18 protein-coding genes are annotated in these 19,919 nt (G+C 67.8%); 13 read left to right on the top strand and 5 right to left on the bottom strand.

Annotation, left to right across the window (positions count from 1 at the left end; all coding sequences use genetic code 11):
• Positions 1-133: 133 nt before the first annotated feature.
• Together recJ and ACPTTF_RS11490 are read right to left on the bottom strand one after the other, a co-directional pair.
• Positions 134-1,831 (bottom strand): single-stranded-DNA-specific exonuclease RecJ, encoded by a 1,698-nt coding sequence (recJ, locus tag ACPTTF_RS11495; RefSeq protein WP_423371229.1) that lies wholly within the window; start codon positions 1,829-1,831, stop codon positions 134-136.
• Positions 1,832-1,845: 14 nt separating this feature from the next.
• Complete coding sequence (locus tag ACPTTF_RS11490) at positions 1,846-2,922, bottom strand: regulator (RefSeq protein ID WP_423371228.1); 1,077 nt, start codon at positions 2,920-2,922, stop codon at positions 1,846-1,848.
• Between the two features lie 150 nt (positions 2,923-3,072).
• On the opposite strand from ACPTTF_RS11490, the gene ACPTTF_RS11485 reads away from it, so the two are divergent.
• The 9 genes from ACPTTF_RS11485 to ftsB all read left to right on the top strand — a co-directional run bounded on the left by ACPTTF_RS11485 (position 3,073) and on the right by ftsB (position 14,125).
• Positions 3,073-4,326 carry a lipoprotein-releasing ABC transporter permease subunit gene (locus tag ACPTTF_RS11485; protein ID WP_423371227.1) on the top strand — a complete coding sequence of 418 codons (1,254 nt, stop codon included), beginning with the start codon at positions 3,073-3,075 and terminating at the stop codon, positions 4,324-4,326.
• The gene (lolD, locus tag ACPTTF_RS11480; protein ID WP_407062438.1) at positions 4,319-5,077 is read left to right on the top strand and encodes a lipoprotein-releasing ABC transporter ATP-binding protein LolD; all 759 of its coding nucleotides are present in this window, start codon (positions 4,319-4,321) and stop codon (positions 5,075-5,077) included. The genes ACPTTF_RS11485 and lolD overlap by 8 nt, the downstream gene beginning before the upstream one ends.
• Before the next feature lie 68 nt (positions 5,078-5,145).
• Positions 5,146-5,934, top strand: coding sequence for a TatD family hydrolase (locus ACPTTF_RS11475; RefSeq protein WP_423371226.1), 789 nt, complete (start codon positions 5,146-5,148; stop codon positions 5,932-5,934).
• Positions 5,935-5,991: 57 nt separating this feature from the next.
• Positions 5,992-8,475, top strand: coding sequence for a DNA internalization-related competence protein ComEC/Rec2 (locus ACPTTF_RS11470; protein ID WP_423371225.1), 2,484 nt, complete (start codon positions 5,992-5,994; stop codon positions 8,473-8,475).
• Positions 8,476-8,692: 217 nt separating this feature from the next.
• Positions 8,693-9,538 carry an alpha/beta fold hydrolase gene (locus ACPTTF_RS11465; protein ID WP_166960254.1) on the top strand — a complete coding sequence of 282 codons (846 nt, stop codon included), beginning with the start codon at positions 8,693-8,695 and terminating at the stop codon, positions 9,536-9,538.
• Between the two features lie 179 nt (positions 9,539-9,717).
• On the top strand, positions 9,718-11,370 hold the full coding sequence (locus tag ACPTTF_RS11460) for a CTP synthase (RefSeq protein ID WP_059233729.1): 1,653 nt from the start codon (positions 9,718-9,720) through the stop codon (positions 11,368-11,370).
• 3 nt (positions 11,371-11,373) lie between these two features.
• Entirely contained in the window at positions 11,374-12,228 is an 855-nt protein-coding gene (gene kdsA / locus ACPTTF_RS11455; RefSeq protein WP_047898480.1) for a 3-deoxy-8-phosphooctulonate synthase, read from the top strand.
• A 106-nt stretch (positions 12,229-12,334) separates the two neighbouring features.
• Positions 12,335-13,618 carry a phosphopyruvate hydratase gene (eno, locus tag ACPTTF_RS11450; protein WP_006751590.1) on the top strand — a complete coding sequence of 428 codons (1,284 nt, stop codon included), beginning with the start codon at positions 12,335-12,337 and terminating at the stop codon, positions 13,616-13,618.
• A gap of 81 nt (positions 13,619-13,699) precedes the next feature.
• The gene (gene ftsB / locus ACPTTF_RS11445; RefSeq protein WP_166960251.1) at positions 13,700-14,125 is read left to right on the top strand and encodes a cell division protein FtsB; all 426 of its coding nucleotides are present in this window, start codon (positions 13,700-13,702) and stop codon (positions 14,123-14,125) included.
• A gap of 86 nt (positions 14,126-14,211) precedes the next feature.
• On the opposite strand, the gene ACPTTF_RS11440 is transcribed toward ftsB, so the two are convergent.
• The 3 genes from ACPTTF_RS11440 to ACPTTF_RS11430 all read right to left on the bottom strand — a co-directional run bounded on the left by ACPTTF_RS11440 (position 14,212) and on the right by ACPTTF_RS11430 (position 16,203).
• Positions 14,212-14,568, bottom strand: a complete 357-nt coding sequence (locus ACPTTF_RS11440) for a hypothetical protein (RefSeq protein WP_166960248.1) — start codon at positions 14,566-14,568, stop codon at positions 14,212-14,214.
• A gap of 134 nt (positions 14,569-14,702) precedes the next feature.
• Positions 14,703-15,653 carry an Hsp33 family molecular chaperone HslO gene (gene hslO, locus ACPTTF_RS11435; RefSeq protein WP_166960245.1) on the bottom strand — a complete coding sequence of 317 codons (951 nt, stop codon included), beginning with the start codon at positions 15,651-15,653 and terminating at the stop codon, positions 14,703-14,705.
• A 25-nt stretch (positions 15,654-15,678) separates the two neighbouring features.
• Complete coding sequence (locus ACPTTF_RS11430) at positions 15,679-16,203, bottom strand: gamma carbonic anhydrase family protein (protein WP_423371224.1); 525 nt, start codon at positions 16,201-16,203, stop codon at positions 15,679-15,681.
• A 149-nt stretch (positions 16,204-16,352) separates the two neighbouring features.
• Between ACPTTF_RS11430 and ACPTTF_RS11425 the strand changes: the two genes are divergently transcribed.
• The 4 genes from ACPTTF_RS11425 (at position 16,353) to ACPTTF_RS11410 (ending at position 19,904) form a co-directional block, all read left to right on the top strand.
• Positions 16,353-17,210, top strand: a complete 858-nt coding sequence (locus tag ACPTTF_RS11425; protein ID WP_423371223.1) for a ferritin-like domain-containing protein — start codon at positions 16,353-16,355, stop codon at positions 17,208-17,210.
• A 176-nt stretch (positions 17,211-17,386) separates the two neighbouring features.
• A complete protein-coding gene (locus ACPTTF_RS11420; RefSeq protein ID WP_423371222.1) occupies positions 17,387-18,277 on the top strand; it encodes an alpha/beta fold hydrolase in 891 nt (296 codons plus the stop codon).
• Between the two features lie 91 nt (positions 18,278-18,368).
• Positions 18,369-19,199 carry a 3',5'-nucleoside bisphosphate phosphatase gene (locus tag ACPTTF_RS11415; protein WP_423371876.1) on the top strand — a complete coding sequence of 277 codons (831 nt, stop codon included), beginning with the start codon at positions 18,369-18,371 and terminating at the stop codon, positions 19,197-19,199.
• A gap of 72 nt (positions 19,200-19,271) precedes the next feature.
• Positions 19,272-19,904 (top strand): L-threonylcarbamoyladenylate synthase, encoded by a 633-nt coding sequence (locus ACPTTF_RS11410; RefSeq protein ID WP_166960230.1) that lies wholly within the window; start codon positions 19,272-19,274, stop codon positions 19,902-19,904.
• Positions 19,905-19,919: the final 15 nt, after the last annotated feature.

The following is a 19,919-nucleotide window of genomic DNA, read 5'->3' as shown; positions in this document are numbered from 1 at the left end:
CGTAAAAAAGCGGAATTATAGCCGATCGGCAGGGTTGCCCGGTGACGCAAACGGTGCATGCACGTGTACCGCGGCCCCGTCCGGCGCGGCGTGCATGCAGGGGCGGGCATGGCAGCGGGCCGGGTGGCCCCGCTCAGCCGGCTGCGTGCTCGACGATCAGCTGGACGCGCGTGACGCCGTTCCACGTGTCGGCGACGAGGCGGTATGCGACCAGTGCGCTCTCCGGCAGCGGCTCGGTGTGGTTGAACCAGATCGCGTTGAAGCGCTGCCGGCCGCGCGCCAGCTGCAGCTTCAGATGTTTTTCCTTCACGAGCGACTGGGACACGACGTCGAATTCGCCCGAGAAAAGCGGGGCCGGAAAACCTTGCCCCCACACGGCCTCGTCGAGCAGCCCGACAAACTGCGGCGTGAAGTACGCGTCCTCGAGTTCGCCGTCGGTCTCGATCACACGGGCGAGCGCGTCGTCGGACAGCCATTCGCGCGCGACGGCCTCGAACGCGGCCGCGAAGCGCGGCACATTCTCGGTGTCGAGCGTGAGGCCAGCTGCCATCGCGTGGCCGCCGAATGCGACGATCAGGTCCGGTTCGCGTTTCGACACGAGGTCGAGCGCGTCGCGCAGGTGGAAGCCGGGAATCGAGCGTCCCGACCCCTTGACCCGCTTGCCTTCGTCGTCCGCGTGCGCGAACGTGAACGACGGGCGGTGGAATTTTTCCTTGAGCCGGCCGGCGACGATGCCGATCACGCCCTGATGCCACTCGGGATTGAAGAGGGTGATCGTGCACGCGTCGGCCGGATCGACGTCGGCGAGATCGGCCAGCGCCTGCTGCTGCATGCCGGCTTCGATCTCGCGGCGTTCGCGGTTCATCACGTCGAGCTGCTGCGCGAGGTCCCATGCGCGGCCGATGTCGTCGGTGATCAGGCACTCGATGCCGAGCGACATGTCGGAGAGCCGCCCGGCGGCGTTCAGGCGTGGGCCGAGGCCGAAGCCGAGGTCGAAGCCCGATGCCGTGCGCGCCTCGCGCGCGGCGGCGCGGAACAGCGCGGCGATGCCCGGCTGCATGCGGCCGTTGCGGATGCGCTGCAGCCCCTGCGCGACGAGCACGCGGTTGTTGCCGTCGAGTCGCACGACGTCGGCGACGGTGCCGAGCGCGACGAGGTCAAGCAGGCCGTCGAGGCGCGGCTCGGCTTCCTTGCTCGCAAAGGCGCCGCGGCGGCGCAGCTCGGCACGCAGCGCGAGCAGCACGTAGAACATCACGCCGACCCCGGCGAGGTGCTTGCTCGGGAACGCGCAGCCGGGCTGGTTAGGGTTGACGATCGCGCGCGCAGCGGGCAGCGCGTCGCCGGGCAGGTGGTGGTCGGTCACGAGCACGTCGATGTTGCGCGCGTTTGCGGCTTCGACGCCCGCGACGCTGGCGATCCCGTTGTCGACGGTGATCAGCAGGTCGGGCTTGCGCGCGGCGGCGAGTTCGACGATCTCGGGCGTGAGGCCGTAGCCGTATTCGAAGCGGTTCGGCACCAGGTAGTCGATCTGTGCGCCGAACATCCGCAGGCCGCGCACCGCGACCGCGCACGCGGTCGCGCCGTCGCAGTCGTAGTCCGCGACGACGAGCAGGCGCCGCTTGTCGGCGATCGCGTCGGCAAGCAGCGACGCCGCGTCGGCGCAGCCTTTCAGCTCGGTGGGCGGGACGAGCCGCGCAAGCGCGGTCTCGATATCGACGGGGGACTGCACGCCGCGCGACGCATACAGGCGCGCGAGGACGGGGTGCAGGCCGTGGCGCGCGAGCACTTCTGCGTCGGCGGGCGCGACGGGGCGGGTAACGATCCGGGTCATTCGGGGTCTGCTGGTTATTCGAACAGGGAGGCGAGCGCACGGCGGCGCCAGAACTTGCGCAGGTCGCCGCGCGTCGCGTGCAGCGTCACGGAGCTCGTATCGCCGCACAGCGTGAAATCGACGCTCGCGAGCTCGCCGGACTGCAGCGCGGCGAGGGTCGGCGCGAACCAGTCGCGCTCGAGCACGGCGAGTCCGTCGTGCCAGCGCGCCCAGTCCTGCTCGATGAACGGGGTGGTCAGTGCCGGCAGTTCGACGAGCGTCGCACCGTCGGCGGCTGACAGTGCGCCGAATGCAGAGGGCGGGGCTGCGGCGTCGATCTGTGCGGCGCGCGCAAGGCCGAGCGCTGCCGGCGACGCGGACAGCACGCGCGCGAACGGCTTGCCGACCGGCTTCAGCGTGCCCTGCGCATGAAACCAGATCGAATTGACGGCCGGCAGGCCGCGCGCGTCGCGAGCCTCGTTGACCGGATGCTGGAACCATGCCATCTGCACTTCGTTCTGCAGCTTCATCCACATCCGCGAGCGCTCTCCCGTATGGGCCTCGTGCGGCAGCCAGATTTCGATGTTGCGGCCGCTCGCGCGCAGCGGCGCGGCGCCCGCGAGCCGGGAGAGCTGATCGCTCGACAGGTACCAGCGGGCGGGATTCGGCGCGTCGAGCCGCACGCCGAGTTCTTCGATCAGCGGCCGCGCCACCGCGAGCAGCGCCGCCGCGTCGCCGTCGTCGAGCGCGAGCGCGGCTGGATCGACCAGCACCAGGTGATCGTGCGCGATTTCGACGTGGACGGGCTCGACGCAGGCCCACGCGTGCGCGCCGGGGTCGCCGCCGTCCGCCAGCAGCATGTAGGGCGCGAGCGGCGCCTCGTCCGCGGCGTTGCCCTGGGTTGCGCCGAACTGGCGGGCCAGCCAGCGCTCGTGCGGCAGCGTGCGCTGGAAGTCCTCGCCGGCCACGCGCTCGACGAGGCTCGCGCGGGCGAGCAACTTTTCGAGCGCGGGGCTGTCCAGCGTGTGCAGGGATGAGGCCGCATCGGCCGCCGACGGCAGCGCGAACGGAACGAGAAAATGGAGGCGTCGGTCGTGCATGATGGTGCGCATTGTATGGCAAACTGCGCGCGTGATCGGGCCGGCTGACGGCCCGTTCGCGTCCGGCGGCCGTTTTTCGACCGTGCCCGGGCCGGTGGCCGCCACCGGGCGGCGGTCCGGCCGCGGGGCGCCTCCCCGCCGTAACCAGCAGAAAGGATTCGCTTGAAACTTCCGTACGAATGGCAGATCGGCTGGCGCTACACGCGCGCCGGCAAACGCACGACCGGTAACGGCTTCATTTCCTTCATCGCGCTCGTGTCGATGCTCGGGATCGCGCTCGGTGTTGCGGCGCTGATCGTCGTGCTGTCGGTGATGAACGGCTTCCAGAAGGAAGTGCGCGACCGCATGCTGTCGGTGCTCGCACACGTCGAGGTGTTCTCGCCGACGGGCTCGATGCCCGACTGGCAACTGACCGCGCAGGAAGCGCGCCGCAATCCGTCGGTGATCGGCGCCGCGCCGTATGTCGACGCGCAGGCGCTGCTTACCCGCCAGGACGCGGTGAGCGGTGTGATGCTGCGCGGCGTCGAGCCAACGCTCGAGCCGCAGGTGTCGGACATCGGCAAGGACATGAAGGCGGGCCAGCTCGCCGCGCTCGTGCCGGGCCAGTTCGGCATCGTGCTCGGCGATGCGCTCGCCGGCAATCTCGGCGTGACGGTCGGCGACAAGGTCACGCTGGTCGCGCCGGAAGGGTCGATCACGCCGGCCGGCATGATGCCGCGGCTGAAGCAGTTCACGGTCGTCGGCGTGTTCGAGTCCGGGCACTACGAATACGACAGCACGCTCGCGATGATCAACATCCGCGATGCCGAGGCGCTGTTCCGGATGAGCGCGCCGACCGGTGTGCGGCTGCGGCTGAAGGACATGCAGAAGGCGCCGGACGTGGCGGTCGAGCTGTCGCATACGCTGTCGGGCAGCCTGTACATCCGCGACTGGACCCAGCAGAACAAGACGTGGTTCTCGGCCGTGCAGATCGAGAAGCGGATGATGTTCGTCATCCTCACGCTGATCATCGCGGTGGCCGCGTTCAACCTCGTGTCGTCGCTCGTGATGACGGTGACCAACAAGCAGGCCGACATCGCGATCCTGCGCACGCTCGGCGCGCAGCCGGGGTCGATCATGAAGATCTTCGTCGTGCAGGGCGTGACGATCGGCTTCGTCGGCACGGCGTCGGGCGTCGCGCTCGGCTGCCTGATCGCGTGGAGCATCCCGTGGCTGATCCCGATGATCGAGCACCTGTTCGGCGTGCAGTTCCTGCCGCCGTCCGTGTACTTCATCAGCGAGCTGCCGTCAGAACTCGTCGCGAGCGACGTGATCCGGATCGGCCTGATCGCGTTCGCGCTGTCGGCTGTCGCGACGCTCTATCCGAGCTGGCGCGGGGCGAAGGTGAAGCCGGCGGAGGCGCTCCGCTATGAATGATCGCGCGACCGCATTCGCGGATTCACGACAACACAACAGACAGGATTCGGCAGGTATGCAGGAATACGTGCTTCAGGCGCGCGGGATCACGAAGGCGTTCGTGCAGGGCGGCTTCAACGTTCAGGTGCTCAATAACACCGAGCTGACGGTGCGGCGCGGCGAGAAGCTTGCGGTCGTCGGCGCGTCGGGATCGGGCAAGAGCACGCTGCTGCACGTGCTGGGCGGGCTCGACGAGCCGAGCGCGGGCGAGGTGTCGCTGCTCGGCAAGCCGTTCACGCAACTCGCCGAGCGCGAGCGCAACGAATTGCGCAACCGTGCGCTCGGCTTCGTCTACCAGTTCCATCATCTGCTGCCCGAGTTCACCGCGCTCGACAACGTCGCGATGCCGCTGCGCATCCGCCGGATGACGACCGAGGCCGCGCGTGCCGAGGCGCAGACGATGCTCGAGCGCGTCGGTCTCGGCCCGCGGGCGAAGCACCGGCCGGGCGAGCTGTCGGGGGGCGAGCGGCAGCGCGTCGCGATCGCGCGCGCGCTGGTCACGAAGCCCGCGTGCGTGCTCGCCGACGAGCCGACCGGCAACCTCGACGGCACGACGGCCGATACGGTGTTCAACCTGATGCTCGAACTGTCCGCGACGCTCGAAACGAGCTTCGTGATCGTCACGCACGATCCCGATCTCGCCGCGCGCTGCGACCGCATCATGCGGTTGCGCGACGGCGTGCTGCACGAGGAGCCGGCGCTGCCGGTGTGAACGAACGCCTTTCGCGACGTGCCGGAATCACCCTGACCGGCGCGGCGCAAGGGTGCAGGAATGCCGCCATGTGGATCGATACGCACTGCCATCTCGATGCCGCCGAGTTCGACGCCGACCGCGACGCGGTCGTTCAGGCGGCGCGCGCGGCCGGCGTGTCGCGCATCGTGATCCCGAGCGTCGGGCGCGACAACTTCACGACGGTGCGCGAGCTTGCGCAACGCACGCCGGGCGCGGTCTATGCGCTCGGCATCCATCCGATGTATACGCCGCGCGCACGCGACGAGGATCTCGACCTGCTGCGCATGGAAATCGAGGCGAGCCTCGACGATCCGCGCTTCGTCGCGATCGGCGAGATCGGCCTCGATTATTTCGTGCCGGGGCTCGATGAAGCACGGCAGCAGTTCTTCTACCAGGGGCAGCTCAAGCTGGCGCGCGAATTCGACCTGCCCGTGCTGTGCCACGTGCGCAAATCGCAGGATCGCGTGCTGGCCGGGCTGCGCCGATTCGACGTGCGGCGCGGCATCGCGCATGCGTTCAACGGCAGTTTCCAGCAGGCCGAAGCGTATCTCGCGCATGGGCTGCATCTCGGCTTCGGCGGCAACGTGACGTTCACGCGCGCGCTGCAGATCCGCCGGCTCGCGGCGCAACTGCCGCTCGATGCGATCGTCGTCGAGACGGACGCGCCCGACATTGCGCCTGAATGGGCATACAAATCCCGCAACACGCCCGACCAGGTGCCGCGCATCGGCGAAGTGCTCGCCGAACTGCGCGGGATCGACGCCGGCGCGCTCTCCCTATGCACTTCGGCTAACGCGCTCGCCGCGCTGCCGCGACTCGCTCTTTCGTCCGCATAATCGTTGCCGGAAGGCACCGCATTCGCAATGGCGGTGCCGGGTCGACGAGGAGGGGCGATGCGCGTGTGGTGGATCGCGTTCGCGCTCGGCGTGGTCGTGCTGCAGCGGCAGGCGGCGCTGCCGGGTGCGTTCGCATGGATGATCGGTGCGGCCGTACTCGCGGGCTGCGTGGTGCCGTGCGCGTGGTACATGCGCCGCCGGCGCACGCGCATGACCGTCGCGTTCGGATGGATGCTTTGTGCGCTCGCGGCCGGCGTCGCCGGATTCGGCTACGCGGCCGCGCGGGCCGAATGGCGGCTGGGCGACAGCCTGCCCGTCGAGTGGGAAGGGCGCGACATCGTCGTCACCGGCGTGATTCGGGGGCTGCCCGTGGTCGACGAGACAGGCGCGCGGCTGCTGTTCGCGGTCGAGTCGAACGACGCGAGGCTGGCCCGCTTCCCACCGTTGATCCGGTTGTCGTGGCGCGCGTATGGCGCAGCCGCGACACGCGACGCGCTGCCCGATCTGCGCGCCGCACAGCGCTGGCGTTTCGTCGTGCGCCTGAAGCGCCCGCATGCCGAGGCCAATCCCGGCGTGCGCGACAGCGAGGCGGCGTGGCTTGCCGCAGGCATTCGCGCCATCGGTTATGTCAGCGCGCCCCGGCGGGCGGTATTGCTCGATGCGCGTGCATCGGGATGGCGTGCATCGATCGATCGGCTGCGCGACACGCTGCGCTCGCGTATCGGCGAGACGCTTGGCGGCGACGCCGGCCATCGCGGCATCGTCGCCGCGCTCGCGATCGGCGACCAGTCGGGCATTGGCGACGACGACTGGCGCGTGCTGCGCAGCACGGGCACGAGCCACCTGGTCGCGATCTCCGGTCTGCATGTCGGGCTCGTCGGCGCGATCGCGGGCGGCCTCGTGTCGATGGTCTGGCGCCGCCTGCGCTGGCGCGCCCGGGCCGTGACGCTCGTGTTGCCGGCGCCGTACGCGGCCGCGCTCGCCGCGCTGGCGGCAGCGGCCGGCTATGCGGCACTCGCCGGCTTCAACGTGCCGGCGCAGCGCGCGTGGTGGATGATCGCGGTCGGCGGCGTTGCGTATCTGGCCGGGCGCAGCGTACCGACTTCCGCGGTGCTGTGCTTGGCGCTCGGCGGTGTGCTGCTTGCCGATCCGTGGGCCGTGCTGTCGGCCGGGTTCTGGCTGTCGTTCGGGGCGGTCGCCGTGATCCTGCTGGCCGTTGCCGGCTGGCGTGCCGTGCGCGAGGCCAATGCGCAAGGTGAGGAGGGCGACGGCACGGCCGGCTTGTCGAGCCGGATGCGTGCGTGGGGGGCACGCGCCGGGCGCCGTATCGCCGAGGCCACGCGCGTGCAGTACGCGGTGACGATCGGTCTCGCGCCGCTGACGGCCGCATGGTTCGCGCAGATATCCCTGTCGGGCCCGTTCGGCAATGCGTTCGCGATTCCCTGGGTCAGCTCGGTCGTGACACCGGTCGTACTGGCCGGCATCGCGCTGCCCGCGCCGTTCGATGCGTATGCGTTCCGGCTTGCGCACGCGGCGCTCGAACCGATGATGACGTTGCTCGGACACCTCGCCGACTGGCCGGCCGGCGTGTTCTGGCTGCGCATGCCCGACTGGCCGGTCCTGGTGCTGGCCTGCGTGGGCGTCGCGTGGGCGTTGATGCCGCGCGGCTGGCCGCTGCGCTGGGCGGCGCCGCTCACGTGGCTGCCGCTGGTCGCACCGGCAGCCGATGCGCCGCCGCCGGGCGGTTTCCGGCTGACCGTGCTCGACGTCGGGCAGGGCGCGTCGGTGCTGGTGGAGACCGCGCGCCGAACCTTGCTGTTCGACGCGGGACCGGGAGCGGAGTCGACGCATGCCGGGGCGCGGATCGTCGCGCCGGCATTGCGGGCTCGCGGCATCGCGGTGATCGATTCGCTCGTGCTCAGTCACGCGCATGCCGATCACGCGGGCGGCGCATCGGCCGTCTATGCGGCAGTCGACGTGCGCCAGCTGCTAGCGGGCATTCCGCCGAAGAGCGGGCTGTGGCGCGATGCGACGGCCGCTGGCGTCGCCGACCGGCTGCCGTGTACGGCAGGGCAGCGCTGGACCTGGGACGGCGTCGTGTTCACGATGCTCTGGCCATCGGGCGGCCCGGGCACGGGTTCGTCGAACGGGCAATCGTGCGTGCTGCGCATCGACGCGGGCGGCACCTCCGCGTTGCTGACGGGCGACATCGAAGCGTCCGCCGAGCGCCAGCTCGTGGGCACCGCGCGCGACGCGCTGGCCGCGCAGATCCTGGTCGTTCCGCACCATGGCAGTCGTACGTCGTCGGTCGAGCCTTTCCTCGATTCGGTCGGGCCGCGCGTCGCGGTATTTCCTGTAGGCTATCGCAATCGTTTCGGGCATCCGCACCGGGCGGTTCTCGCGCGTTACGAGGCGCGCGGAATTCCGCTGCCGCGCACCGATCGCGACGGCGCCGTGCGGTTCGACGTCGCGCCGGCCGACGGCGGGTTTGCCTTCGAGCGTCATCGCGATGTTCAGCGACGGTACTGGATGGACCGGTGATCGCGGCGAGGGCTGGCGTAGCAAGAAAGAAGGCCCGGGACCCGCGCACAATGCGCAAGCATGGGCGCGGAGCAAGTGCAGCAGCACTCGCTCCGGTCGACCGCGAAGCATGAGACCGGACTAGCCGCTAATGCGCCAACTCCGGGTCGACCGCGAAGCATGGGACCGGACTAAGCGCTAAAGCGCCAAGTCCGGTCGACAAAGGAGACATCGGCATTTGAAGGACATCCTCCATTTCTCGCATGCGAACGGCTTTCCGGCATCGACGTATCGCACGATCTTCGCCGAACTGGCCGATGACTACGAGCTGCGCTACATCGAACGGATCGGCCACGACCGTCGCTACCCGGTGACGCGCGACTGGCCGCACCTCGTCGAGCAGCTGCTCGACGACATCGGCAGCCGCTACGAGCGTCCCGTCTGGCTCGTCGGCCATTCGCTCGGCGGCTACCTGTCGCTGATGGCTGCGTTGAAGAAGCCTCAATGGGTGCGCGGCGTCGTGATGATCGATTCGCCGATCATCGCGGGCTGGCGCGCCGGCGCATTGCGAGCGAGCCAGTGGGCGGGGCTCGACGAGCGGCTGTCGCCGGCCGCCGCGACGCGCAACCGGCGCACGCGCTGGGTGAGCCGCGACGACGTCTGGCGGCACTTCCGTGAGAAACCGGCGTTCGCCCGCTGGGATGAACGGATGCTGGCCGATTACATCGACTACGGGATCCCGCAGGCCGGTGCCGACGGCGAGCGAGCGCTTGCGTTCGACCGGCAGGTCGAATACCTGATCTACCGGACATTGCCGCACACGCTCGGCCCCAGGCTCGCGCACGGCGCGCCGGTGCCGCTTGGTTTTCTCGCCGGCACGCGTTCTCGCGAAGTGCGCCAGGTCGGGCTCGATGCGACGCGCCGCGCGGCGCGCGGCCGTGTCGAATGGCTGGAAGGCAGCCACCTGTTCCCGATGGAACGGCCGCTCGAGACTGCCCGCGCATTGCAGCGGATGCTGAATTCGCTGAAGGCGGCCGAGGGCGATGCGTCGCAGGGCGGTGCCCCGCTCGCGAAGCGCGCCTGACGCCTGGTTGGGTGGCCGGGACGCACCGCCGGCACGCCCGGCTGGCCGACCGGCGGGTGGCGCAGCCCCGGCGCACACGACTGGTGCGGGGCGGCGCGAAAGGGCACGATCATCGCGTCAGTTGCTGAGAAAAGGGCGGCCTTTACGGTATAATCCGTTTTTCCCGCGAGCATCCAGCGATGACCAAATATGTTTTCGTCACCGGCGGCGTAGTTTCTTCCCTTGGCAAGGGTATTGCCGCCGCTTCCCTCGCCGCGATCCTCGAATCGCGCGGTCTGAAAGTCACCCTCCTCAAACTCGATCCCTACATCAACGTCGACCCCGGCACGATGAGCCCGTTCCAGCACGGCGAAGTGTTCGTGACGGAAGATGGAGCGGAGACGGACCTCGACCTCGGCCACTATGAGCGCTTCATCAGCACGAAGATGCGCAAGGCCAACAACTTCACGACCGGCCAGATCTACGAATCGGTGATCCGTAAGGAACGCCGTGGCGACTATCTCGGCAAGACCGTGCAGGTCATTCCGCACATCACGAACGAAATCCAGGCGTTCATCGAACGCGGGGCCGCGTCGGCCACCTGCGGCGAACCGGATGTCGCGATCGTCGAGATCGGCGGCACGGTGGGCGACATCGAATCGCTGCCGTTCCTCGAAGCCGCGCGCCAGATGAGCCTGCGCCTCGGCCGCAACAGCGCGTGCTTCGTGCACCTGACGCTCGTGCCGTACGTCGCGACGGCCGGCGAGCTGAAGACGAAGCCGACCCAGCACAGCGTGCAGAAGCTGCGCGAGATCGGCATCCTGCCGCACGTGCTGCTGTGCCGTGCGGACCGCCGCATCCCGGACGACGAATCGAAGAAGATCTCGATGTTCTCGAACGTGCCGGAAGATGCCGTGATCTCGGTGTGGGATGCCGACAGCATCTACAAGATTCCGCAGATGCTCCACGATCAGGGCCTCGACCGCATCATCTGCGAGGAACTGAAGTTGTCGCCGAAGGACGCCGACCTGAGCATGTGGTCTGCGCTTGTCGAGAAGCTCGAGAACCCGAAGCACGAAGTGACGATCGGCATGGTCGGCAAGTACGTCGACCTGACCGAATCGTACAAGTCGCTGATCGAGGCGCTGCGCCACGCATCGCTGCACACGTCGACCAAGGTCAACATCGAGTACATCGACTCGGAAGAGATCGAGGCGAACGGTGTCGACAGCCTGAAGCATCTCGACGCCGTGCTGGTGCCGGGTGGTTTCGGCCGTCGCGGCACGGAAGGCAAGATCGCGGCGATCCGCTATGCGCGCGAAGCCAAGGTGCCGTATCTCGGCATCTGCCTCGGCATGCAGCTCGCGGTGATCGAATTCGCGCGCGACGTCGTCGGCCTGAAGCAGGCGAACAGCACGGAATTCGAGCCGGACACGCCGGAACGCGTGGTCGCGCTGATCACCGAGTGGTATGACCGCGACGGCAAGGTCGAGACGCGCACCGAGGAATCCGACCTTGGCGGCACGATGCGCCTCGGTTCGCAGCGCTGCCCGATCAAGCCCGGCACGATGGCGGAAGAAATCTATGGCAAGGACGTGAACGAACGCCATCGCCACCGTTATGAAGTCAATAACCGCTTCGTGCCCCAGCTCGAAGCCGGCGGCCTTATCATCAGCGCCCGTACCCCGAGCGAAGATCTGCCGGAAATGATGGAGCTGCCGCGTTCGATGCACCCGTGGTTCGTCGGCGTCCAGTTCCACCCGGAATTCACGTCCACGCCGCGTGACGGTCATCCCCTCTTCAAGTCGTTCGTCGAAGCCGCGCTCGCCAACAAGCAAGCGCGCGGAGTGTAAAGCATGAAGCTGTGCGATTTCGAGGTCGGTCTCGACAAGCCTTTCTTCCTGATCGCGGGTACCTGCGTCGTCGAATCGGAGCAAATGACGATCGACACGGCGGGCCGCCTGAAGGAGATCTGCGAGAAGCTGAACGTTCCGTTCATCTACAAGTCGTCCTACGACAAGGCGAACCGCAGCTCGGGCAAGTCGTTCCGTGGCCTCGGAATGGACGAAGGCCTGCGGATCCTGTCCGAGGTGAAGCGCCAGCTCGGCCTGCCGGTGCTGACCGACGTGCATTCGATCGACGAGATCGAGCAGGTCGCGTCGGTCGTCGACGTGCTGCAGACGCCGGCGTTCCTGTGTCGCCAGACCGATTTCATCCATGCGTGCGCGCGCTCGGGCAAGCCCGTCAATATCAAGAAGGGCCAGTTCCTCGCGCCGCACGACATGAAGAACGTGATCGACAAGGCGCGCGACGCGGCACGTGAAGCGGGGCTGTCGGAAGACCGCTTCATGGCGTGCGAGCGCGGCGTCTCGTTCGGCTACAACAATCTCGTGTCGGACATGCGTTCGCTCGCGATCATGCGCGAGACGAACGCGCCGGTCGTGTTCGACGCGACCCACTCGGTGCAGTTGCCGGGCGGGCAGGGCACGAGCTCGGGCGGCCAGCGAGAATTCGTGCCGGTGCTCGCGCGTGCGGCGGTCGCGACGGGTGTCGCGGGCCTCTTCATGGAAACGCACCCGAATCCGGCGGAAGCGAAGTCGGATGGCCCGAACGCGGTGCCGCTGAACCGGATGGGTGCGCTGCTGGAGACGCTCGTCACGCTCGACCAGGCGGTGAAGCGCAATCCGTTCCTGGAAAACGATTTCAATTAAAGATCGAATGAACCTTGCGATGGCTTCGCGCGTCTGTAGCGAAAGCGGTTCCGGCGCGCGCGCCATCGCAGTTTGAAGAATCCATCGTCATTCTCAGAGGAAACCCATGAGTGCCATCGTAGATATCATCGGCCGCGAGATTCTGGATTCGCGCGGCAACCCCACCGTCGAATGCGACGTGCTGCTCGAATCGGGCACGATGGGCCGCGCGGCGGTGCCGTCGGGCGCGTCCACCGGCTCGCGTGAAGCGATCGAACTGCGCGACGGCGAAGCCGGCCGCTACAACGGCAAGGGCGTGCTGAAGGCAGTCGAGCACATCAACACCGAAATCTCCGAAGCCATCATGGGCCTCGACGCGTCGGAACAGGCGTTCCTCGACAAGACGCTGCTCGAGCTGGACGGCACCGACAACAAGTCGCGCCTCGGCGCGAACGCGATGCTGGCCGTGTCGATGGCCGTCGCGAAGGCTGCCGCCGAAGAGGCCGGCCTGCCGCTGTACCGCTACTTCGGCGGCTCGGGCGCGATGCAACTGCCGGTGCCGATGATGAACATCGTCAACGGCGGCGCGCACGCGAACAACAGCCTCGACATCCAGGAATTCATGATCGTCCCGGTCAGCCAGCCGACGTTCCGTGAAGCCCTGCGTTGCGGCGCGGAAGTGTTCCACGCACTGAAGAAGATCCTGAGCGACCGCGGCATGAGCACGGCGGTCGGCGACGAAGGCGGCTTCGCGCCGAACTTCGGCAGCAACGACGAATGCCTGTCGACGATCCTGCAGGCGATCGAGAAGGCCGGCTACCGTGCGGGCGAAGACGTGCTGCTCGCGCTCGACTGCGCGGCATCCGAGTTCTATCACGACGGCAAGTACCAGCTCGCGGGTGAAGGCCTGCAACTGTCGTCGGCCGAATTCACCGACTACCTCGCGACGCTCGCCGACAAGTTCCCGATCGTGTCGATCGAGGACGGCATGCACGAAAGCGACTGGGAAGGCTGGAAGCTGCTGACCGAGCGCCTTGGCAAGAAGGTGCAGCTGGTCGGCGACGACCTGTTCGTCACGAACACGCGCATCCTGAAGGAAGGCATCGAGAAGGGCATCGCGAACTCGATCCTCATCAAGATCAACCAGATCGGTACGCTGACCGAAACGTTCGCGGCAATCGAAATGGCGAAGCGCGCAGGCTACACGGCCGTGATCTCGCACCGCTCGGGCGAAACGGAAGATTCGACGATCGCGGATATCGCGGTTGGCCTGAATGCCGGTCAGATCAAGACGGGTTCGCTGTCGCGCAGCGACCGTATCTCGAAGTACAACCAGCTGCTGCGCATCGAGGAAGATCTCGGCGACATCGCGAGCTACCCGGGTAAATCGGCTTTCTATAATCTGCGCTAACGCGCTACTATCGGGTTCGTCATATCGACGCCGCTCTGTGCATGTGCGCGGAGCGGCGCTTCTTATATCTGCGGTTCTTACATGCGGCTTGTCACTGTCGTCCTGATTGCCTTGCTGGCGCTCATTCAGTACCCCCTATGGTGGGGACACGGCGGCTGGCTGCGGGTGCATGAATTGCGTCAGCAGCTCGACGACCAGCTCCAGAAGAACGCGGACGAGAAGCTGCGCAACGAGCGCACCGCAGGCGAAGTGCAGGATCTGCAGGGCGGCACCGCGGCCATCGAGGAGCGCGCGCGCTACGAGATGGGCATGGTGAAGGACGGCGAGGTATTCGTGCAGTTCGTGTCGCCGAATGCGCCGGCCGTGCCGCTGAACAACACGCCGTCGAATACGTCGACGCGCGGCGCCGTGTCCGCGGCGCCAGTGCGCGTCGTGCCGAATCCGCAGTCGATCGCGAAACCATCGCGGCATCATGGCGGTGACAAGGGCAAGGTCGCGCATCACTGACCACGGCCGCTCGAATCCATTGAAAAAGCGCGGGAAATACCGCGCTTTTTTATTTCATGCCAGTCGTCAATCGATCGATTGACCGCTCACCACCACCATCCCGGGTAGCCGTAGCTGACACCCGTTCCCCAGCGATTTCCCCATCCGCCGTAGTACCCGCCGTAGACGGTCACGGGCGGTGGCGAGTAGTACGCCCACGCGCGTGCGGCTGCCTCGGCTGCGATGGCGCTGTTCTGTTCGCGCAGCACCTGCTGGTCGATCTCGTCGTAGCGCTTGCGTTCGGCGCTCGACAGCGCGGGCGGCTGGCCGCCCGATGCGCCCGGCTCGGGCAGGCGGCTCAGGATCGTGGACGTCGGCGGCGGCATCGCGCAGCCGGCGAGCGCGAGCGTGCCGGCGGCGACGCTCGTCAGGATGAGGGTGCGAAACGGGCGGAGGCGATTCATGTGTTTCTCCTGCAGCGCGCCGACGGCGGGAAGTGGCGTGCACCGAAGGCCGAGCCTCCGGTGCCTGAGCCGTGCGTGCGACGCTCGTGCGTCATTATGCGCCCGTGCCCGGATGGCGGGCACGAGCACGCCGCTCAGTGACGCTGGTCGGTCGCGGGCGCGATACCGGTCTCGACACCGGGTGCCGCGAACAGCTGCGCGACGTCGACGGGATCGAACTCGTAGCGCTGGTTGCAGAACTCGCAGTGGATCTCGACGTGGCCACGCTCGACGATCACGCTGTCGACTTCGTCGTGACCCAGCATGCGCAGCATCGCGCCGACCTTCTCGCGCGAGCACGAGCACTGGAAGCGCGTGCCGGCCGGTTCGAAGTGCTGCACGTTTTCCTGCCAGAACAGCCGGCGGAACACGACTTCCGGTTCGACCTCGAGCAGTTCCTTGGCCGACAGCGTGCCGCCGAGCGTGCAGACGCGCTCCCACGTATCGATATCGGTTTCGGCGTTGCGCGGCACGATGCCGCCGTCGCCCGGCAGCTTCTGCAGCAGCATGCCGACCGCACGGTCGCGATCGGCCGCGAGCCACAGCCGCGTATCGAGCTGCTCCGAGTGATGCATGTAGTGCTCGAGTACCTGCGATACGGACTCGAGCGGACCGTCGACGCCGTTCAGCGGCACGATGCCCTGGTACGGCTGCTGGCCCGGCAGCTTGTCGGTCGGGTCTAGCGTGATCACACAACGGCCGTGGCCGCTCGCATTGACGAGCGACGCGAAGCTCGTGTCGTCGCCGATCGTCTGGGCGGCGTCGCCGGCGAACTTCGCGGTGGCCCGCATCGACAGATCCGAACTGCACTGGACGACCAGCATCTGGACCGGCCCGTCGCCGAAGATCTGCATGATCAGGGTGCCGTTGAATTTCAGGTTCGCGGACAGCAGCGCGCACGCGGCCATCATCTCGCCGAGCACCGTGCGCACGGGGGCAGGGTAGTCGCGGCGGGCGAGCACTTCCTGCCACGTATTGCGCAGCGAAACGATCTCGCCGCGCACGGGCGCCGCATTGAACATGAATTTCTGTAACTGGTCGCTCACTCTTCTTCCTTGAAATCCGTGCGAATCACCCGATCCGCACGAGTTGCTCCTTGAAATGCGCACGCCGCTCGACGTACGTCTTCGCGTTTGCGCGCAGCCGCGCGATGTCTTCAGCCGACAGCTCGCGCACGACTTTCGCCGGTGCGCCGAGAATCAGCGAATTGTCCGGGAACGTCTTGCCTTCCGTCACGACCGCGCCGGCACCAACCAGACAGTTGCGGCCGATCACCGCTCCATTCAAGACCACCGCCTGAATACCGATCAGCGAACCTTCGCCGATCGTGCAGCCGTGGAGCATGGCCTGGTGCCCGATCGTCACGTTTTCGGCAATCGTCAGCGGAAAGCCGGGGTCCGTATGCAGTACCGCGCCTTCCTGGACGTTGCTGCCGGCGCCGACGGTAATCGGCTCGTTGTCGCCGCGAATCGTCGCGCCGAACCAGACGCTCGCGTTCTCCTCGAGCACGACCTTGCCGATGATGGCCGCCGTGTCGGCGACGAATACGCTTTCGTGGATCGTCGGGGCCGTATCGCCCAGCTTGTAGATCGTCACGGAGTCTCCTTGTCTCTTCGATGATGGGCGCCGGTAGAATGGCGCGTCTGGTTTGCCCGGTGCATTCGCGTTGCGCCGCGGAACAATCGCATATTGTAAACCGTCGCGTGCGTGCGCTCCCGCGATGCGCACGCAGGGTGCCCCCGTTTATGAACATGGAGTCTTCTTCTTTCGGCAATGCGTCTGACTGCGTGCGCCGCGCCGCGCTTGCCGCGCTGCGTGATGCCGAACCCGCGGCCAAGGCCGCCCAGGTGCGCTCGCTCCACGATGCGCTGCGGGCCGGGCAGGCGGCGATCGCTCCGTTGCTCGAATTGCCCGAGCCGGCCGATCTGCCCGGGCGCCCGGCGCGCCCGCCGCTCGTCGAGCCGCGCCAGCTCGAGCGACGCAGCATGCGTTCGCCCGAAGGGCGCGCCGTGCTGCTGCACGTGCTTGCCCATATCGAGTTCAATGCGATCAACCTGGCGCTCGACGCGGTCTGGCGCTTCGCGGGCCTGCCGGACGCGTTCTACTCGGACTGGCTGAAGGTGGCGGCCGAGGAGGCCTATCACTTCACGCTGCTGTCCGACCGCCTGGCGGCATTCGGGCATGCGTACGGCGATTTTCCCGCCCACAACGGCCTGTGGGAGATGTGCGAGCGAACCAAGGGCGATGTGCTTGCGCGCATGGCGCTCGTGCCGCGCACGCTCGAGGCCCGCGGGCTCGACGCATCGCCGCCGATCCGCGCGCGGCTCGTACAGGCGGGCGACGATGCGTCGGCCGCGATCCTCGACGTGATCCTGCGCGACGAAATCGGCCATGTCGCGATCGGCAACCGCTGGTTCCGGTACCTGTGCGACGAAGCCGGCCGCGATCCCGTGCCGACCTACCGGCAGCTCGCCGAGCAATACCATGCGCCGCGGCTGCGTGGCCCGTTCAATTTCGATGCACGCCGCGATGCCGGATTCGAACAGGCCGAACTCGACGAACTGGCCGCGCAGGATGGGGCGGACGGCAACGCGCCACGCTAGCCGGCTCGCGTTCGGCTGCGTTTCGACAGCGGCCCGCCGTCCCCGGCACCCGGCAGATGGCGCTTCCCGGCGGGCCCTTGCGCACGGGTGCTGCTAGAGCGTCGCCTCGACTGCCGGACACCAGAAAGAAGGCGTCGCCGCTATAATCGAACGACCATTCTTTTTTGGCGGCTGCAATGAGTGCCTCGAGTTCTGTTTCCGATTTCGTCACGGTGCGCGGCGTCCAGCTGCATGTCCGGCGCTGGGGCCGGCCCGATGCGCCGACGCTGTTCATGCTGCACGGCTGGATGGATGTCGCGGCGTCATTCCAGTTCGTCGTCGATGCACTCGCGGGCGACTGGCAGGTGATCGCGCCCGATGCGCGCGGTTTCGGGCTGTCCGACTGGCCGGTCGCGCGGCAGGGCGGCGGCCACTACTGGTTCCACGAATACCTGGGCGACCTCGATGCGCTCGTCGACCACTATGCGCCGACCGGCGAAGTCAACCTGGTCGGGCACAGCATGGGCGCGAACGTCGTGTGCCTGTATGCCGGCGCCCGGCCGGAGCGCGTGCGGCGCGTGGTCGATCTCGAGGGTTTCGGGCTCGCGCCCGCGCGCTCCGAGCAGGCACCGCGCCGGCTGCGCGGCTGGCTGGACGAGTTGCGCGAACCGCCCGCGCTGCGTCCTTATGCGTCACTCGACGACGTGGCGGCGCGCCTGACCAGGACCAATCCGCGGCTGGATCCGCGCCGTGCCGCGTTCCTCGCCGCGCACTGGTCGAAGCGCGGCGACGACGGCCTCTACCACCTGCTGGCCGACCCCGCGCACAAGATGCCTGGCCCGCTGCTGTACCGGCTCGACGAAGTGATGGCCACCTGGGCGCAGGTGCGCGCGAAGGTGCTGCACGTCGAAGCCGTCAATTCGCCGACGCTGGCACACATCGCCGGCGACATCCCGCTGCCGGAATTCAAGGCGCGTTTCAACGCGTTCCCCGACTGGCGCGAGAAGCTCGTCGAGGATGCCGGCCACATGGTGCATCACGACCAGCCCGAGCAGATCGCGGCGCTGATCGAGGCGTTCTGCGCGTAAGCCGCGCGGCGGCAGCAGTGGCAGCGGCGGGGCAGGCGGGCGGCGCATTGCCGCGTTGCAGTAGAATGAAGCCTTACCTGCCATGCCGACAATGAACGCCGATCTCCACTGCCATTCGAATGTTTCCGACGGGTTGCTGTCGCCTGCCGACGTCGCGCGCCGCGCCCATGCCGGCGGCGTGACCCTGTGGGCCTTGACCGACCACGACGAGATCGGCGGCCAGGCGGCGGCGCGCGGCGAGGCGGAAGCGCTCGGCATGCGCTACCTGAGCGGCGTCGAGATTTCGGTCACGTGGGCGTCGCGCACCGTGCACATCGTCGGCCTGAATGTCGATCCCGCGAATCCGGCGCTCGTCGACGGCCTGTACCGCACGCGCCACGGCCGCGCGGCGCGCGCAGTGGCGATCGGCGAGCAGCTCGCCACGCTCGGCATTCCGGATGCGTACGAAGGCGCGCTGAAGTATGTATCGAATCCCGACCTGATCTCGCGTACGCATTTCGCCCGGTTTCTCGTCGAGAACGGCCACGCCACCTCGACGTCCGACGTGTTCGATCGCATGCTCGGCGACGGCAAGCCCGGGTTCGTCCCGCACCGCTGGGCGACGCTGCCCGACGCCGTCGCGTGGATTCGTGCGGCCGGCGGCGAAGCCGTGGTCGCACATCCGGGCCGTTACCGCTATACGTCCGTCGAATTCGACGCGTTCTTCGGCGAGTTCATCGATCTCGGCGGCCGCGCGATCGAGGTCGTGACGGGCAGCCACACGCCCGATCAGTACCGCGAATACGCGGACGTCGCGCGCCGCTTCGGCTTCGAAGCGTCGCGCGGTTCGGATTTCCATGCGCCAGGCGAGGGCCGTGTCGAGCTCGGCAGCCTGCCGCCGTTGCCGCCCGACCTGACACCGGTCTGGGAGCGCTGGCTCTGACGCCTGGCGGCGGCCTGCCGTCCGCGTAGCCGCCGGCGCGCGTATCCGACTTTTCCCCCTTTACGTACCCCCATGTCCCAGTTCTTCAGGATTCATCCGGATAATCCGCAGCCGCGCCTGATCAAGCAGGCCGTGGAGATCGTCAGCAAGGGCGGCGTGATTGCGATGCCGACCGATTCGAGCTATGCGCTCGCGTGCCATCTCGACGACAAGGACGCGGTCGAGCGGGTGCGCCGGATTCGCGGCCTCGACGAGAAGCAGCACCTGTCGCTGCTCGTGCGCGACCTGTCGGAGCTCGCCAACTTCGCGATGGTCGACAACCGCCAGTACCGCCAGATCAAGTCGGTGACGCCCGGCCCGTACGTCTTCATCCTGCAGGCGACGAAGGAGGTGCCGCGCCGGCTGTCGCACCCGTCGCGCAAGACGATCGGGTTGCGCGTGCCCGATCACGCGATCACGCTCGCGTTGCTGGAATCGCTCGGCCAGCCGCTGCTCGGCACGACGCTGATCCTGCCGCCGGACGACGAGCCGCTCAACGATCCCGAAGACATTCGTGAGCGGCTCGAGAAACAGGTCGACCTCGTGATCGACGGTGGCGCGTGCCCCCGCGAGCCGTCGACGGTGATCGACCTGACCGGCGACGAGCCCGAGCTCGTGCGCGCGGGGCGCGGCGCGCTCGAGCCGTTCGGACTCTCGGCGGCGTAAGCGCGCCGTTCCATT

This window comes from Burkholderia crassaminum (assembly GCF_964265005.1).
Lineage (GTDB): Bacteria > Pseudomonadota > Gammaproteobacteria > Burkholderiales > Burkholderiaceae > Burkholderia.
The sequence above is the reverse complement of the archived record's forward strand: the minus strand, read 5'-3'. Positions and strand labels throughout refer to the sequence as shown.